Origin of the sequence: Rothia sp. CCM 9418 (assembly GCF_048512825.1) — a bacterium.
Classification (GTDB): domain Bacteria; phylum Actinomycetota; class Actinomycetes; order Actinomycetales; family Micrococcaceae; genus Rothia.
Window position 1 is genome coordinate 239,530 of the sequence record NZ_JBLXXX010000004.1, and the last position, 15,006, is coordinate 254,535.

15 protein-coding genes are annotated in these 15,006 nt (G+C 48.1%); 12 read left to right on the plus strand and 3 right to left on the minus strand.

The window, feature by feature from the left end:
- Nucleotides 1–27 precede the first annotated feature (27 nt).
- From rpsB to dxr, 8 genes are all read left to right on the plus strand, one after another.
- The gene (rpsB, locus tag ACN083_RS07160) at nucleotides 28–837 is read left to right on the plus strand and encodes a 30S ribosomal protein S2 (RefSeq protein WP_419102146.1); all 810 of its coding nucleotides are present in this window, start codon (nucleotides 28–30) and stop codon (nucleotides 835–837) included.
- A 126-nt stretch (nucleotides 838–963) separates the two neighbouring features.
- Complete coding sequence (tsf, locus tag ACN083_RS07165; RefSeq protein WP_419102147.1) at nucleotides 964–1,794, plus strand: translation elongation factor Ts; 831 nt, start codon at nucleotides 964–966, stop codon at nucleotides 1,792–1,794.
- A 164-nt stretch (nucleotides 1,795–1,958) separates the two neighbouring features.
- A complete protein-coding gene (gene pyrH, locus ACN083_RS07170; RefSeq protein WP_419102148.1) occupies nucleotides 1,959–2,702 on the plus strand; it encodes a UMP kinase in 744 nt (247 codons plus the stop codon).
- A gap of 225 nt (nucleotides 2,703–2,927) precedes the next feature.
- Nucleotides 2,928–3,485 carry a ribosome recycling factor gene (gene frr, locus ACN083_RS07175; protein ID WP_419102149.1) on the plus strand — a complete coding sequence of 186 codons (558 nt, stop codon included), beginning with the start codon at nucleotides 2,928–2,930 and terminating at the stop codon, nucleotides 3,483–3,485.
- Nucleotides 3,486–3,490: 5 nt separating this feature from the next.
- The gene (locus ACN083_RS07180; RefSeq protein WP_419102150.1) at nucleotides 3,491–4,339 is read left to right on the plus strand and encodes a phosphatidate cytidylyltransferase; all 849 of its coding nucleotides are present in this window, start codon (nucleotides 3,491–3,493) and stop codon (nucleotides 4,337–4,339) included.
- Between the two features lie 56 nt (nucleotides 4,340–4,395).
- A complete protein-coding gene (locus tag ACN083_RS07185; protein ID WP_419102151.1) occupies nucleotides 4,396–4,983 on the plus strand; it encodes a cell division protein DivIVA in 588 nt (195 codons plus the stop codon).
- Between the two features lie 151 nt (nucleotides 4,984–5,134).
- Nucleotides 5,135–5,395 carry a GlsB/YeaQ/YmgE family stress response membrane protein gene (locus tag ACN083_RS07190; protein ID WP_419102152.1) on the plus strand — a complete coding sequence of 87 codons (261 nt, stop codon included), beginning with the start codon at nucleotides 5,135–5,137 and terminating at the stop codon, nucleotides 5,393–5,395.
- 136 nt (nucleotides 5,396–5,531) lie between these two features.
- Nucleotides 5,532–6,857: a 1-deoxy-D-xylulose-5-phosphate reductoisomerase gene (gene dxr / locus ACN083_RS07195; protein WP_419102153.1), complete on the plus strand. Its 1,326-nt coding sequence runs from the start codon at nucleotides 5,532–5,534 to the stop codon at nucleotides 6,855–6,857.
- A gap of 119 nt (nucleotides 6,858–6,976) precedes the next feature.
- Here the strand turns inward: dxr and pflA are convergent, their stop codons facing one another.
- The 3 genes from pflA to pflB form a co-directional block, all read right to left on the minus strand.
- Nucleotides 6,977–7,852 (minus strand): pyruvate formate-lyase-activating protein, encoded by an 876-nt coding sequence (gene pflA, locus ACN083_RS07200; RefSeq protein WP_419102154.1) that lies wholly within the window; start codon nucleotides 7,850–7,852, stop codon nucleotides 6,977–6,979.
- A gap of 17 nt (nucleotides 7,853–7,869) precedes the next feature.
- A complete protein-coding gene (grcA2, locus tag ACN083_RS07205) occupies nucleotides 7,870–8,124 on the minus strand; it encodes an autonomous glycyl radical cofactor GrcA2 (protein ID WP_419102155.1) in 255 nt (84 codons plus the stop codon).
- A 103-nt stretch (nucleotides 8,125–8,227) separates the two neighbouring features.
- On the minus strand, nucleotides 8,228–10,336 hold the full coding sequence (pflB, locus tag ACN083_RS07210; protein ID WP_419102156.1) for a formate C-acetyltransferase: 2,109 nt from the start codon (nucleotides 10,334–10,336) through the stop codon (nucleotides 8,228–8,230).
- Nucleotides 10,337–10,896: 560 nt separating this feature from the next.
- Here pflB and ACN083_RS07215 point away from each other — a divergent pair.
- The 4 genes from ACN083_RS07215 to ACN083_RS07230 all read left to right on the plus strand — a co-directional run bounded on the left by ACN083_RS07215 (nucleotide 10,897) and on the right by ACN083_RS07230 (nucleotide 14,882).
- Entirely contained in the window at nucleotides 10,897–12,228 is a 1,332-nt protein-coding gene (locus ACN083_RS07215; RefSeq protein WP_419102157.1) for a M50 family metallopeptidase, read from the plus strand.
- A 49-nt stretch (nucleotides 12,229–12,277) separates the two neighbouring features.
- Nucleotides 12,278–12,469: a hypothetical protein gene (locus ACN083_RS07220; protein ID WP_419102158.1), complete on the plus strand. Its 192-nt coding sequence runs from the start codon at nucleotides 12,278–12,280 to the stop codon at nucleotides 12,467–12,469.
- On the plus strand, nucleotides 12,451–13,620 hold the full coding sequence (gene ispG / locus ACN083_RS07225) for a flavodoxin-dependent (E)-4-hydroxy-3-methylbut-2-enyl-diphosphate synthase (protein WP_419102159.1): 1,170 nt from the start codon (nucleotides 12,451–12,453) through the stop codon (nucleotides 13,618–13,620). The genes ACN083_RS07220 and ispG overlap by 19 nt, the downstream gene beginning before the upstream one ends.
- Before the next feature lie 77 nt (nucleotides 13,621–13,697).
- Entirely contained in the window at nucleotides 13,698–14,882 is a 1,185-nt protein-coding gene (locus tag ACN083_RS07230; protein WP_419102160.1) for a GNAT family N-acetyltransferase, read from the plus strand.
- Nucleotides 14,883–15,006: the final 124 nt, after the last annotated feature.

The following is a 15,006-nucleotide window of genomic DNA, read 5'->3' on the forward strand; positions in this document are numbered from 1 at the left end:
CGGCACATCTATATAAAAGGAGACGACATGCCAGTCGTAACTATGCGCCAGCTTCTTGATTCTGGTGTTCACTTTGGTCACCAGACCCGTCGCTGGAACCCCAAGATGAAGCGTTTCATCTTCACCGAGCGTAACGGCATTTACATCATCGACTTGCAGCAGTCCTTGGCTTTCATCGACAAGGCTTATGAAGCTGTTAAAGCAACTGTTGCTCACGGCGGCACCATTCTCTTTGTTGGCACCAAGAAGCAGGCTCAGGAAGCTATTGCTGAGCAGGCTACCCGCGTTAACATGCCTTATGTTAACCACCGCTGGCTTGGTGGTATGCTCACCAACTTCGAGACTGTTTCTAAGCGTATCGACCGCATGAAAGAACTAGAGCAGATCGATTTTGACGATGTTGCAGGCTCACAGTTCACCAAGAAAGAACTCCTCTTGCTTCGTCGTGAGCACGAAAAGCTTGAGCGCACTCTTGGCGGTATCCGTAACCTCACCAAGACTCCTAGCCTTTTGTGGGTTGTAGACACCAAGAAAGAGCACCTCGCAATTGACGAAGCTCAGAAGCTCAACATTCCTGTTGTGGCAATTCTTGACACCAACTGTGACCCTGACGAAGTTGCTTTCCCCATCCCCGGTAACGACGATGCAATCCGCTCCGTCAACCTCCTCACCCGCGTCATTGCTGATGCAGTTGCAGAAGGTCTCCTAGAGCGCAACAACAAGAAAGCAGGCAAGGGAAACACTGCTGAAGAGCCTATGGCTGAATGGGAGCGCGAGCTTCTTGAACAGCACAAAGCTGAAAAGACCGCAGAAACTACTGAAGCATCTGCAGAGTAATTTCACATAAAACTAATGGCGCCCACCTAAAGTTCTTGGGTGGGCGCCATTAGCAGAAACCATACTGTAACACCCCTACAGTGTGTATCTATAAATCTTTGAACTAAAACAATCAAGGAGTTCACAATGGCGAACTACACCGCAGCAGACATTAAAGCACTGCGCGAAAAGACCGGAGCAGGCATGCTCGACGTCAAAAAAGCTCTCGATGAGGCTAATGGCGACCAGCAGAAAGCAATGGAAATCATCCGCGTTAAAGGCCTCAAAGGCGTTACCAAGCGCGAAGGCCGTGCAACCGCTGAAGGCCTTATCGCTGCACGCGTTGAAAACGGCGTTGGCTACATGGTAGAAGTCAACTCTGAAACTGACTTCGTTGCAAAATCTGATCCTTTCGTAGAGTTCGGTAACAACGTCCTCGAAGCAGCTATTGCAACTAACGCTTCCACCTTGGAAGAACTTCAGGCAGCTACCGTAGACGGCAAGACCGTTGAAGAACTCACCACCGAAGCTGGCGCACTCTTGGGCGAAAAAATTGTTGTTCGCCGCGTAGCACGCGTTGAGGGCGAGAACATTGCTGTGTACTTGCACAAGACCTCCAAAGACCTCCCTGCACAGGTTGGCGTTCTTTTGGCTGTCACCGGTGAAGACACCGATACCGTAGCACACGATGTTGCTGTACACATCGCAGCGTTGTCTCCTAAATACTTGAACTCTGAGGCAATCCCCGCTGCTGACGTTGAAGCAGAAAAGCGTGTTGCTGAAGAAACCGCTGCTGCTGAAGGTAAGCCTGAGCAGATTATTCCAAAAATTGTTGAAGGTAAGCTCAAAGCTTTCTACAAGGAAAACACTCTTCTTGATCAGGACTTCGCAAAAGATTCTTCAAAGTCTGTTGCTAAGGTTCTTGAAGAAGCTGGCGCTACTGCTACCGCTTTCGAGCGTTTCCGCGTTGGTGCATAAGTAAAAACTTCACTGTTTTGCTCTCAAAAAATAGAAATATTTTAGATTGAGCCGAACATAACAAGGGGAAGTGCCTAGAACGGCACTTCCCCTTGTCGTATGCTATTAGACGAGAACGCGTTTTATGACGCATCATAAATACAGAACTTTTTGGAGGCGCCATCATGACTCAGCCCGCTACTACCCCCACCTATCGCGATGACACAGGACGCCGTCGAGTTCTTCTCAAACTATCGGGGGAAGTCTTTGGCGGTGGAGAAGTCGGTATTGCAACCGACGTTGTTCGTGGAGTTGCTGAACAAATTGCTGCAACCATCGGCAAAGTAGAGACCGCTATTGTGATTGGTGGAGGCAACTTCTTCCGTGGCGCAGAGCTTTCAAATGCGGGAATGGATCGTTCCCGCGCAGACTACATGGGCATGCTAGGTACTGTCATGAATTCCTTGGCTCTTCAAGATTTCCTTGAGCAGGCTGGTATCGATACTCGTGTTCAGTCTGCTATCACCATGCCGCAGGTTGCTGAGACCTATATTCCACGCCGAGCTATTCGCCATATGCAAAAAGATCGTGTTGTAATTTTTGGTGCTGGTGCTGGCCTACCATATTTCTCGACAGATACAGTTGCTGCGCAGCGTGCTCTAGAAATCTCGGCAGACGAAGTTTTGGTGGCAAAGAACGGCGTCGATGGTATTTATACTGCAGACCCAAAGACTAACCCTGATGCTGAGCGTCTTTATAGCCTCACCTATGATGAGGCAATGCGTAAGAACATCCGTGTGATGGATCAGACGGCGTTCTCTCTCTGCCGTGATAACAACGTCACGATGCGCGTATTTGGTATGCAAGGTGACGGTAATGTAACTCGAGCTATTCTTGGTGAAAAGATGGGAACTCTGGTGACAGCCTAAGAATAACTAGGCGCGATGTTTTTTGAGGGTTCTTTTGTTCATCTGGTGTAAATACCTAATGAACAAAAGAACCCTTTGCGTTGGTAGCTCTTCACTCTTCATGGAATTAACACTTGCTTCTTCGAGATGTCTTAAGCAAGAAGAGAGTAAATCAACTAGACTAATAGGGAGCATACCTGTCAGTTATTTTGACTGATAAAAATACTGTATTAAAAGGAGATACCGTTGATCGAGGAATCATTAGCAGAAGCAACAACAAAGATGGATAAGGCAGTGGAAGCTGCAAAGAATGAATTCGCTAACGTGCGTACTGGCCGTGCAAATCCTTCATTGTTCTCTTCACTGACCGTAGAATACTACGGAACTCCTACTCCCTTGCAGCAGCTGGCGTCTTTCCAGACTCCTGAAGCTCGAACTATTCTTATTACCCCTTACGATAAGTCTGCTCTTAGCGATATCGAGAAAGCTCTACGTAACTCTGATCTTGGTGCTAACCCTGCAAACGACGGTAATGTGATTCGCGTTGTGATGCCAGAAATGACAGAAGAACGCCGTAAAGAATACATCAAAATTGTTGGTCATAAAGCTGAAGAAGCGCGCGTTTCTGTGCGTAACATCCGTCGCACTGCAAAGAGCGCTATCGACAAGCTCGTCAAAGACGGCGAAGTTGGCGAAGATGAAGGTGCTCGCGGAGAAAAAGAACTAGACGCTTTGACAAAAAAGCATATTGACCACATTGATGAGCTTTTCAAGCGTAAAGAAGCGGAGCTTCTCGAGGTCTAAATTTGATGAGTGCTCGGGTTAAACAGCAAACTGGGTCAAAGAATTCTAAAGCGGGACGTAATCTTCCTGCTGCTATCTTCGTAGGTACCTTTTTAGGTGCTCTTCTTATTGTCGGTTTGTTTTGCTACCCTTGGCTTCTTGTCATTCTTGGTGCGCTTGCTGCTGCTGTTGGTACGTGGGAAGTAACTTCTGGTATCAATAAGAAACGTGGTATGGGAATACCCATGTTTCCTACAGTAGCAAGCGCATTATTCCTACCCTTAATCGCTTATATTGGGGGTGGGCAATGGATGATTACTGCGATGGTCTGCGCTATTCTAGCGCAGATTATTTGGCGTCTTTTGGGGCCTAAAGATGGCATGATTATGTCAGTGATGGGGTCTATCTTTGTGACCTCATGGGTTCCTTTTATGGTGGCATTAGCCTTGTTGTTGTTTAGAACTGACGGTGGTTCTGGCAAAATATTTTTAATTTTGTTGATGGCTATTGCGAATGACACTTGGGGGTATCTGGCGGGTGTTCGCTGGGGTAAGCACCCTATGGCTCCAACGATTTCTCCGAAAAAAACGTGGGAAGGGTTTGCTGGCTCCTTGATAGGGTCTGCATTGACGGCTGTTATTTCGTGTTTCTTTTTAGGGTATCCGTGGTGGTTTGGCGTTATTCTGGCGTGCGCATTGGTTGTGACGGCGACTGCTGGTGACCTTTCTGAATCTATGATTAAACGTGAAATTGGCATGAAAGATATGTCAAACATTCTTCCTGGTCATGGTGGAGTAATGGACCGGTTAGATTCTATTGTTTTTTGTTTAGCTGTTGGATACGTACTATTTACTGGTTTTGAATTCCTTGTTTAGGGTCTTTGACGATGAAGGAATAGTATGATTTTCATGGGTATTTTGAGGTGGTTTATATGGGAGAAAGACGTCAGCGTGTTCGTGAGTTCCGTGCTGTTGAGCCGAAGAAACAAGGATATTCTGCGCGTGAAGTAGACGCTTTTTTTGTTCAGCTGGTTGAGGATTTTGAAAATTTGCGCGCAGGACAAACTTACCCTGGGATGATGACCTCAACGACTATTCGCACCATGAGTTTTACACCGGTGCAGGGTGGTTACTATCCGGCTGACGTTGACGCGACGTTGGACCGTGTTGAAGACCGTTTCGCGTCTTTGGAACGTCGTCGTTATATTGAAAAATATGGACGTCAGACGTGGCGTCAAGCGGTAGAGGAAAGTGCTGAATTAGTGATGGGGCGTATCAACCGTGCCTCAGGAGAGCGTTTCCGTCGTCCTAGCTCTGCACGGGTTCAAGGATATTTTGTGGATGATGTGGATGCATTATGCGAGAAGCTGCGTCAGCATTTTCGAGGTGAGGGAGAACTTTCTGCGGGTCTGGTTCGTCGGGCAGTTTTTCGTAGCGCTGTAGGTTCTTTATGTTATGAAGAGACGCAAGTTGACGCATTTATGGATCGCTGTATTGAACTAATACTTGATTTGAAATAGTTTTATGTCAACTTCATTACTTGCTGAGAGCATAATGTCTTAAGAAAATATCACCCTGCTGACTATCTAGGTATAATGACTAATGGTTGAAGCATTTTCTGTCATCATACTTTCAGAGAGCGGAAACTCTCATAAAAATAGGGAGATAAAAATGGGTCTTATTACCTGGATTATTTTAGGCCTCATCGCTGGTGCACTCGCTAAGTTCATTATGCCCGGTGAACAAGGTGGAGGATTTATTGTCACCACCGCATTGGGTATTGTTGGTGCGTTCATCGGCGGATGGTTGGGAACCTTTATTCCTGGCCTTTCTAACGGCATTACCGAGCTCAGCTTCGGTACTATCGTCACTGCTGTTATTGGTTCTCTTATTGCTCTGTTTATCTGGGGCAAACTAGGCGCAAAAAACTAAAACTTAGCACTACCGTGCGATGCGAGGCTGATAGCTCTCAACCGAGATGCTAGCACCCTCGCATCGTCATTTTAAAACACGGCTACTAATCATGGTGTCCTCAAAGTGTTTCAGCAAAGACGGTAAACTACATACTATGAAATTTGGTGGCACAGCTAAACCTCGTACAAATACTCATCCTCTAGAGTCCCTAAATGATGAATATCTTCAACATTGTGGGGTAGGCCGAACCCTTAGCATTCTTGGGTCAACTGGCTCTATTGGAACTCAAGCACTCCAAGTGCTACGGCACTTATGCTCGCTATCGCATACTAGCCTCTACGATGCTGATGCCCCCATCCGTGTTAGGGCGCTCTCTGCTGGACGAAACTCCTTAGAACTATTAGCGCAACAAGCTGTAGAAACTCGAGCAGAACTGATCGCAACGAGCGGAACAGAACAAGACCGTATCACCTTACAAGAACTCATCCAACAGCACAGCACAGCACATGGATTATCTGGGTACACCCCACAGATTATCTGCGGCGAAAACGCATCTTCTGAAGCTGCGAGCTGCGGTGCAGATATAGTACTGAACGGAATCACCGGTTCCATCGGTTTACGCCCAACCTTGGCAGCTTTAGCCTCTGGCTCCCACGTTGCGTTAGCAAATAAAGAGTCCCTCATTGCTGGTGGGGCTTTAGTCCGCCAAGCAGTAGATCAATCACCACGCGAACAACCCCTAATTCCCGTTGATTCTGAACATTCTGCTCTAGCTCAGGCCCTAAACGCCGGACACGACAGCGAAATTGAACGATTAATCCTCACCGCATCGGGCGGGCCATTTCGTGGAATGACCAAAGAACAACTACAACATGTTACCCCTGAGCAAGCCCTAGCACACCCTACATGGGATATGGGTAAAGTCGTAACAACAAACTCTGCTTCGATGGTCAATAAAGCTCTTGAGGTATTAGAAGCACACTACCTCTTTGGTGTAGACCTTGACCATATTGACGTCACAGTGCACCCGCAATCAGTGGTACATTCTATGGTTCAATTTATTGACGGTACAACAATTGCCCAAGCTAGCCCACCGACCATGCTCCTACCCATTGCGTTAGGTCTGACATGGCCGTATCGTATCCCTCGCGTTGCACCCGCCTGTAACTGGAACATCGCACAGAAATGGACTTTTGAGCCTCTTGATGAAGAAGCGTTCCCAGCAGTCCGTATCATCAAAGACGCTGGACGTCGTGGAGGAACCCTACCCACGGTATTTAACGCTGCGAATGAAGAAGCAGTAGAAGCCTTCCATGAGAAGAAAATTTCTTTTACCGCGATGATTGATACCGTTCAAAAAGTACTGGACGAACATGAATCGTCGAGTGCATATTGTTCCGAAAAAAACTTGACCTTGGACTCAGTTTTAGAAGCAGAGCGCTGGGCACGTATACGTGCCGGCGAAATACTGGCACAATAGTAGATGTACCAAAACGTGTTGACCACGGCGGCAAGCTCCTTGAGAACTTGCCGCCGTGGTCTTTAACAGCGCATATTTATGTGAACTACTAAAAAGTTCAGAATTCCAGTAACGGCACTTTAATAGACGGTGAGCCCGCGGTCCCGAAATTGTTGGCGTACCCGCTCTGTTTCTTCTTTACTGGGAGGACGAACGTCTTCAAGTTTGTATTCAAGACCCAAAGAATGCCATTTATCTGTTCCCATCTGGTGAAAAGGTAAGACCTCTACTCTTCGAACAGATTGGGGCCAGCGGCATACAATATCTGCAACATTCTCAACATTCTCATAAGAGTCGGTGTAACCAGGCACTGAAACAAAACGAATCCACACATCTTTGCCAAGAGCGTTGAGTCTGTCACCAAAATCAATAGTTGGTTGTAAACGTCGTCCTGTCACACGATGGTAGGTTTCCTCATCACCGGCTTTAACATCGAGAAGAACTAAATCTACTGACTCAAGAAAATCATCGGTAGCTGCTGCACCTAAATAACCAGAGGTATCAATGCACGTATGAATACCTAAAGATTTAGCGCCCATGAGAACATTCCACGCAAAAGCACGCTGCATGAGGACTTCTCCACCAGAAATTGTTAAACCACCACCGGTAGATTTAAAAATTTTGCGATACCGTTTGATGCGTTTGATTAATTCTTGAGCCTCAACTGGCTGACCATCACGCATATTAAACGTATCTGGATTATGACAGTACACGCACCGCAACGGACAACCATTCATAAAGACCGTCATCCGAGTGCCGGGGCCATCTACCGCAGTAACGAGCTCCCAAGAATGGACAGAACCTAATTTTCCCTCTCTCATTCTTTTAAGCTGTTCGCTTCGTTCTAAATCGGTGAGTTCACCAAGACCCCACGTTCCAGCTCCTGCATGACGAGACGCTGGGGGAGCAAAGCCTTGTTCCCCCAACGGCATCGTTTCTACTGTTGATGTAGACATTATTGACCAGAAGAGAGTTAAGCACTCTGGTGGAAAGTCCGTGAGAGAACGTCAAGTTGCTGCTCACGCGTCAAACGCACAAAGTTTACGGCATACCCAGAGACTCGAACGGTGAGGTTTGGGTATTTATCGGGGTTTTCCATTGCGTCTTCGAGGGTCTCACGGTTGAGGACGTTGATATTTGCATGGTATAGGCCATGCTGATCTGCAGGGACGTTAGCTCGGTTAGCTTTCATCTCTGCAAGACGTTCTTCAAAGGTTTTGACTGCCATGATAATTTTCTCCTTAGATTTTTCAAGTGATGTGTTGGTATATGCCTCAGCACGAGGGCATATACCAACACGAGGTAACCCATGGGGTAACCGTTATATGCGGTTAGTCTTCTTCTGGTAAGAATCCTGCATCAAGGATGCCTACAAGGTTCTGAACTTGTTCTTCTTTGGTGCGCCCCAACGCGGTGGGAGTGATGGTGTTGGTCAAGGAAATACCGTCGAGGGCATCTTGATAGTCAAGTTTGCCAACAGAGAGCATGGATGCCACCATGCCGTGTGTATCCATACCGTTTTCGGGGTTTGCGCCGGGGGAGAAGGGTGTTCCTGCACGGTGTCCGGAAGGGAAGTTTCCGGTAGCTTTACCGTAGACAACGTTTGAGGTAATCGTGAGCACTGACTGGGTGGGAATAGCATCACGATAAAGCGGGATAGCTTTAATCTTGCTCATGACCGTATGGACGATTGTTGCGGCGATATCGTCTGCTCTGTCGTCGTCGTTTCCGTATGCGGGGAAGTCTCCTTCGGTGATGTAATCAACGATGAGTCCTGTTTCGTCGCGGACAGGGGTGACTTTCGCATATTTAATAGCTGACAGTGAGTCCGCAACAATGGATAGCCCAGCGATACCGCATCCCATAGCTCGAATGACGTCGGAATCGTGGAGCGCCATCTCAATAGCTTCATAAGCATATTTATCGTGGCAGTAGTGAATGATGTTGAGTGCTTCAACGTAGGTTGCAATCACCCAATCGAGCATTTCTTCATATTTTTGCCAGACTTCGTCAAAATCGAGAGGCCCGTCACCGGTGATGGGTTCGTACCCTTCAACGATGAGCTTTCCGCTCATCTCGTCTCGTCCACCGTTGATTGCGTAAAGCAGTGCTTTAGCAGCGTTGACGCGAGCGCCAAAGAACTGCATTTGTTTGCCGACTTTCATGGGGGATACGCAGCATGCGATGGCGGCGTCGTCTCCCCAAGTGTTTCGGATTTGTGGATCAGATTCGTATTGGATGGAGGATGTTTCGATGGAGATAGCGGAGCAGAACTCTTTGTATCCTGCGGGAAGTTTTTCGTCCCAGAAGATGGTGATATTTGGTTCTGGGGCTGGTCCGAGGTTGCGTAGAGTCTGTAGGAGTCGGAAGGATGTTTTGACGACGAGGGTTCGTCCGTCGTCTCCGAATCCTGCGTCGGACCATGTTGCCCAGTATGGGTCTCCTGAGAAGATTTGATCGTAGTCGATGGTGCGTAAGAAGCGGACGATGCGTAGTTTGATAACGAGCGCGTCGATCATTTCTTGTGCATCAGATTCGGTGATGGTTCCGTTGGCTAGGTCTCGTTCGAAGTAGATGTCGAGGAAGCCAGAGAGTCGCCCGATGGACATGGCTGCACCGTCTTGTGATTTGACGGACGCGAGGTATGCGAAGTAGGTCCATTGGACGGCTTCTTGTGCGTTTTTTGCGGGCCCTGAGATGTCGAATCCGTAGGATTGTGCCATGTTTTTGAGGCGTTTGAGGGCTTTGATTTGTTCTGAGTGTTCTTCGCGGTATCGTGCCCAGTGTTCGGAGAATCCTTGGTCAGCGACTTTGTGTTTATCGGCTTCTTTTTCTTGGATGAGGAAGTCTACGCCGTAGAGTGCTACACGGCGGTAGTCGCCGATGATGCGTCCACGTCCGTAGGCGTCGGGTAAGCCGGTGATGATGTGTGATGAACGGGCTGCGCGGATACGTGGGGTGTAGATGTCGAATACTGCGTCGTTGTGGGTTTTGCGGTATTCGGTAAATATTTTTTTGATGTCTGGGTTGGGTTCTTTGCCGGCTTCTTTGATGGCGGTTTCGACCATACGCCAGCCGCCGTTGGGCATCATGGCGCGTTTGAGGGGAACGTCTGTTTGTAATCCGACGCAGACGTCATCGTCTTCGCTGATGTAGCCGGCAGGGAATGCGTCGATTTCTGCAGGGGTGTTAGTGTCGACGTCGTAGACGCGTTGTTTGCGTTCTACCGAGAGGTATTTCTTTTCGAGGGTGTCCCAGACTCTGAGTGTTTTGTCGGTGGGGCCGGCGAGGAAGGAGGCGTCGCCCTCGTAGGGGGTGTAGTTGCGTTGGATGAAGTCTCTGAGGTCTACATGTTCTTGCCATGGTCCTGGTGTGAAATCTTTCCATGCGACGGCGAAGATGTCGTGCTCTGCTGTGTGCGATTCCGTGTGAACGGTCATGTCTGCACTCCTGTTTGCGGTAACCGCTTTTTGTTTATGTGAGCGGTGTTTTTATGTGACGTTTTTATCGTATCCATTGAGCTGTTGAATGTTAAAAGGTGTGCTGGTTTTGTTATGGAAAGAATTTTTATGATTAGCTTAAAAATGTCTTTTGACTAGTAGTTTTATTGATATTAGAAAATGTTATTTTGTATTTATGTGGTACGTAACGCCTATTATGTTCTTTTGTGAAGTTTTTGTGTTGGTGACATATAGTTAAAGTTCTGCAAGGTGTTGTGCAGAGGGTTTTTGTGACCATAAGGAGATTGTGTTCTTATGGTTTCATCTTTTCTTGTGTTGTTTTATGGAGGGAGGGGAACAACCTGCACAAATAACACTCACGCCTCGACCCTGCACACAATAACCACCAAAAATACTGTAAAAACTACGCTTAACATCCCAGAAAAAACTGTGTACTAGCTCAATACACGGTGCGTAGCACTGCCACAACACTCGAAAACATGGTTTGATAGGTGAAGTTTAAAGAATTTCACCACGAACAGCGCAGAGAGGAAACAAACATGGGTACCGCCTTATTTATTGGGGGAGTCGTCATCATGACACTCGCCATCATTCTCTCTATCGCTTTACACGAAATAGGGCACCTCGTCCCCGCAAAACTCTTCAACGTCAGAGTGCCTCAATACATGATTGGGTTCGGCTCAACCATCTTCTCCCGAAAAGTTGGCGAAACCGAATACGGAATCAAAGCCATCCCTCTTGGCGGATACATCTCAATGATTGGGATGTACCCACCCGCCTCAAAAACCACTCGTCACAACCGCCTATCGCAGATTTACCAAGACGCACGCGACATCGACGCCGAACGTATCACACCAAAGGACGAAGGGCGATTGTTCTACCAACTGCCAGTCTACAAACGCATTATCATCATGCTCGGCGGGCCCACCATGAACCTCCTCATTGGGGTTCTCTGTATGGCAGTGCTCATCCTCGGTTTTGGAAAATACCAGCCCACAACCACCATCGAAACCATTTCACAATGCGTACATACCGTCACTGCCACTAACGCAGACCAAGCCAACCGTGCCAGCTGCACCAACACAGATCCCGACTCTCCAGCACACGCGGCAGGTCTTATAGCTGGAGATACTATTACTGTTTTTGCCGGTGAACAGGTCACATCGTGGGAACAACTCACCTCTCTCATCCAACGGAACGCAAACCACGCTGTTCCAGTAACCGTTGAAAAAGATGGAAAAACACGAGAACTGACCATCACCCCGTTGGAAACGGTGAGACCGGTCTATAACCAACTCACAGGACAATACGAAAAGAACTCCGACGGAACCTACAAAACCATCACCGTTGGTTTCATCGGTGTTAGCCCCACTAGCGAGCTAACACCAGGACATATTGGACAAGTTCTCCCCGAAGTGGGGAACACCCTCGAACGTATTGGTGCAACAGTCCTCAAACTTCCAGCGAGAGTATTCTCAGTGGGAGAATCACTCGTTACTGGAAGCGAACGCCCCGCAGACTCACCCGTTTCCGTTGTTGGGGTCGGGCGTGCTGCAGGTGAAATCGCAGCAACAGGCCGTATCGATTTACGTTCTAAAAGCGCTACGCTCATCTCCCTAATCGGTTCCATGAACCTCATGCTATTCGTCTTCAACCTCATTCCATTGTTACCGCTTGATGGAGGACACGTTGCCGGCGCACTATGGGAGGGCCTCCGAAAAGGTTGGGCACGCCTACGAGGTAAAGCTAACCCTGGACCCTTTGACCCCGTAAAGCTTCTTCCACTGACATGGGTCGTAGCTGGAGCATTCATCCTTATGTCGGCGGTCCTTATCCTTGCCGACATCATCAAACCTATTAACCTCTTCTAAAAACTATCTGTGACAAAACAGACAACCACTCTTATGAAGGTGGTATATCGTGGAAGAACAAACAAACACCGTCGCTCTTAACATTGCGCTGAGAGCTATATCTACAGCAGAAACTCGTCGCGAAGCCCACTGCATTCGAAAAAACACTAGTATCTGGTGCACAATAGATAACGGTATCGGTGCGCATCGCGCGCACCACCGACAAGTCTTTGGAGGAACATCTTGGCTTCGGTCAGTTTAGGCATGCCCGCACCCGCCCCGCTTACACTTGCGCCACGTCGCAAAACCCGACAATTCAAAGTTGGGTCCGTAGGTGTTGGCTCAGACTCTCCAGTGTCGGTGCAGTCAATGACAACCACCAAGACACACGATATTGGTGCAACCCTCCAACAAATTGCTGAACTTACCGCTGCCGGTTGCGACATCGTACGTGTGGCTTGCCCCACCGACAAAGACGCAGAAGCACTACCTATCATTGCGAAGCAATCACAAATACCCGTTATCGCAGATATCCACTTCAAACCCAAATACGTATATGCCGCCATTGAAGCAGGCTGTGGAGCCGTTCGCGTTAACCCCGGAAACATCCGACAATTCGATGACCAAGTCAAAGAAATCGCGCAAATGGCGAATGACCACGGAACCTCCATCCGTATCGGAGTCAACGCTGGCTCCCTCGACAAGCGCCTCCTCCAAAAATACGGCAAAGCAACACCCGACGCGCTCGTAGAATCCGCAGTCTGGGAAGCCTCACTTTTTGAAGAACACGACTTCTACGACTTCAAAATCTCCGTTAAACACAATGACCCCGTAGTCATGGTCGAAGCATATAAACGCCTAGCAGAACGCGGAGACTGGCCTTTGCACCTAGGCGTTACAGAAGCTGGACCAGCCTTTCAAGGCACCATCAAATCCGCAACGGCTTTCGGGGCGCTCCTATCTCAAGGCATCGGTGACACTATCCGAGTGTCGCTTTCTGCTCCTCCTGTTGAAGAAGTCAAAGTAGGTTCACAGATTCTTGAATCGCTGAACCTTCGTCCTCGAAAACTTGACATCGTATCTTGTCCCTCCTGCGGACGAGCACAAGTCAACGTCTGGGAACTAGCAGAAAACGTCACTAAAGGGCTCGAAGGCATGAAAGTTCCGCTTCGCGTTGCCGTTATGGGATGTGTCGTCAACGGGCCTGGTGAAGCTCGCGAAGCAGACCTCGGCGTCGCATCAGGTAACGGCAAAGGACAAATTTTCGTCAAAGGCGAAGTCATCAAAACCGTGCCCGAAGACCAAATTGTTGAAACTCTCATCGAAGAAGCTACCCGTATTGCCGAAGAAATGGAAGCCAACGGCGAATACATCCCAGAAGATGGGCCTGGTGCGCAAGTCATTGTCAAATAACCCGTAAGTACTGGCCAGGGAAACACCATACCCCTGGCCAGTGTCATACATTCAACCTGAAGAAAGCTGTGGCCACCGTGCTCTCATTTTTTCAACGCAACACAGAGGATGTTCTTATTCGTCCCCTAACCATTGACGATTGGGACGAACTTGAAACGATGATAGCCACCGACCCCATCAAGAACCTCTACGCTTCAGAACATCTAGAGCGCTTTGGACTACCAACACCCTCCACCTTGAGCGGGCAACGCCAAAACTATGGGTTCATGGGCATCTTCATACCTGTTTATGAGAACGCACCGATAGTCCATCACGGAGTAGAACTCGCCTACGGTAACTTTGAGACAGAACGCAAAAACACCAACACACGAAAACCGTATCTGCCCGATAGCGAACGAATGAGCCAAACCGTCAAAAAAGTTACGGAAAAACTTTTTGACAAAATTACATTAAAACCACGGAGACCTATCCCGCTACAAAATGAGATTCTTGAGCCTCATGAAAAATACTCTCAAGAACACTCCGCAACATTCTTCACGATGGTAGGCGCCTTCTGGTTAGGATCAAATTGTGTCCCTATCGTAATTCCCAAAGAATACCGTAAACATGCCAGTACCATGATTACCCGCTCTATCAAATACATATCATCCATCATTGGCGACGCTGAAGACGTTCTTGGGTTATGGGAACTTCTACAACCTAAAGCAGCAACGCCTCTCTCCGTGAGCGAAGATCAGCCGCTACTATACCTTGACCCACAGAAATCTTTAGAAACATTTACCACACAAAAAATTCAACCTCAGCAAAAAAACCTTGACGTTCCAGCCATTAAAGAGAACGCCGTCCGCTGGGCACGTACCTCCGACCGCCATTCACTACTTAAAGCTTCTGTGGCAATGTTTATTGAAGAAGTGGGTTATGACCCGATGACTAGAGACTCCGCCGGATACATCCAACGAGTTGAAGAATACATTAGAACAGGAAGAACCCTCGTTGCCACCAACGATGATGGTGTTGTCATCTTCAAAGCAGACCTTGGGCTAGCGTACTCAGATCTTTGCCAAATACAGGGGGTATGGTTGCATCCTGCCTACCGTGGGGTAGGGCTATCTGCACCTCTACTAGCTCAAGCTATCGAACTTATTCGCCCAAGATTCCCTCATATTAGTTTGTACGTCAATAGTCATAACCAACGCGCCTACCGGCTATATCAAAGTCTCGGTATGGAACAACACGGTACTTTTGCAACGGTGACGTTCTAAAAACTATCTTTTCTTCCCCCCCCCATAACATCGTCGATGCCTTGCCCGTTAAGGAACATCATCAACAGAGCATCTACGCTAAAATAAGTACAAATATTCCTCAACAAGTGTCACAAACACTCAT

Coding starts and splice junctions, on each gene's coding strand:
- pflB (WP_419102156.1), bottom strand. CDS start 10,336: ATGACCGTTCACACGGAATCGCACACAGCAGAGCACGACATCTTCGCC.
- ACN083_RS07215 (WP_419102157.1), top strand. CDS start 10,897: ATGGGTACCGCCTTATTTATTGGGGGAGTCGTCATCATGACACTCGCC.
- pyrH (WP_419102148.1), top strand. CDS start 1,959: ATGACTCAGCCCGCTACTACCCCCACCTATCGCGATGACACAGGACGC.
- ACN083_RS07180 (WP_419102150.1), top strand. CDS start 3,491: ATGAGTGCTCGGGTTAAACAGCAAACTGGGTCAAAGAATTCTAAAGCG.
- ACN083_RS07190 (WP_419102152.1), top strand. CDS start 5,135: ATGGGTCTTATTACCTGGATTATTTTAGGCCTCATCGCTGGTGCACTC.
- grcA2 (WP_419102155.1), bottom strand. CDS start 8,124: ATGGCAGTCAAAACCTTTGAAGAACGTCTTGCAGAGATGAAAGCTAAC.
- rpsB (WP_419102146.1), top strand. CDS start 28: ATGCCAGTCGTAACTATGCGCCAGCTTCTTGATTCTGGTGTTCACTTT.
- ACN083_RS07185 (WP_419102151.1), top strand. CDS start 4,396: ATGGGAGAAAGACGTCAGCGTGTTCGTGAGTTCCGTGCTGTTGAGCCG.
- pflA (WP_419102154.1), bottom strand. CDS start 7,852: ATGTCTACATCAACAGTAGAAACGATGCCGTTGGGGGAACAAGGCTTT.
- dxr (WP_419102153.1), top strand. CDS start 5,532: ATGAAATTTGGTGGCACAGCTAAACCTCGTACAAATACTCATCCTCTA.
- tsf (WP_419102147.1), top strand. CDS start 964: ATGGCGAACTACACCGCAGCAGACATTAAAGCACTGCGCGAAAAGACC.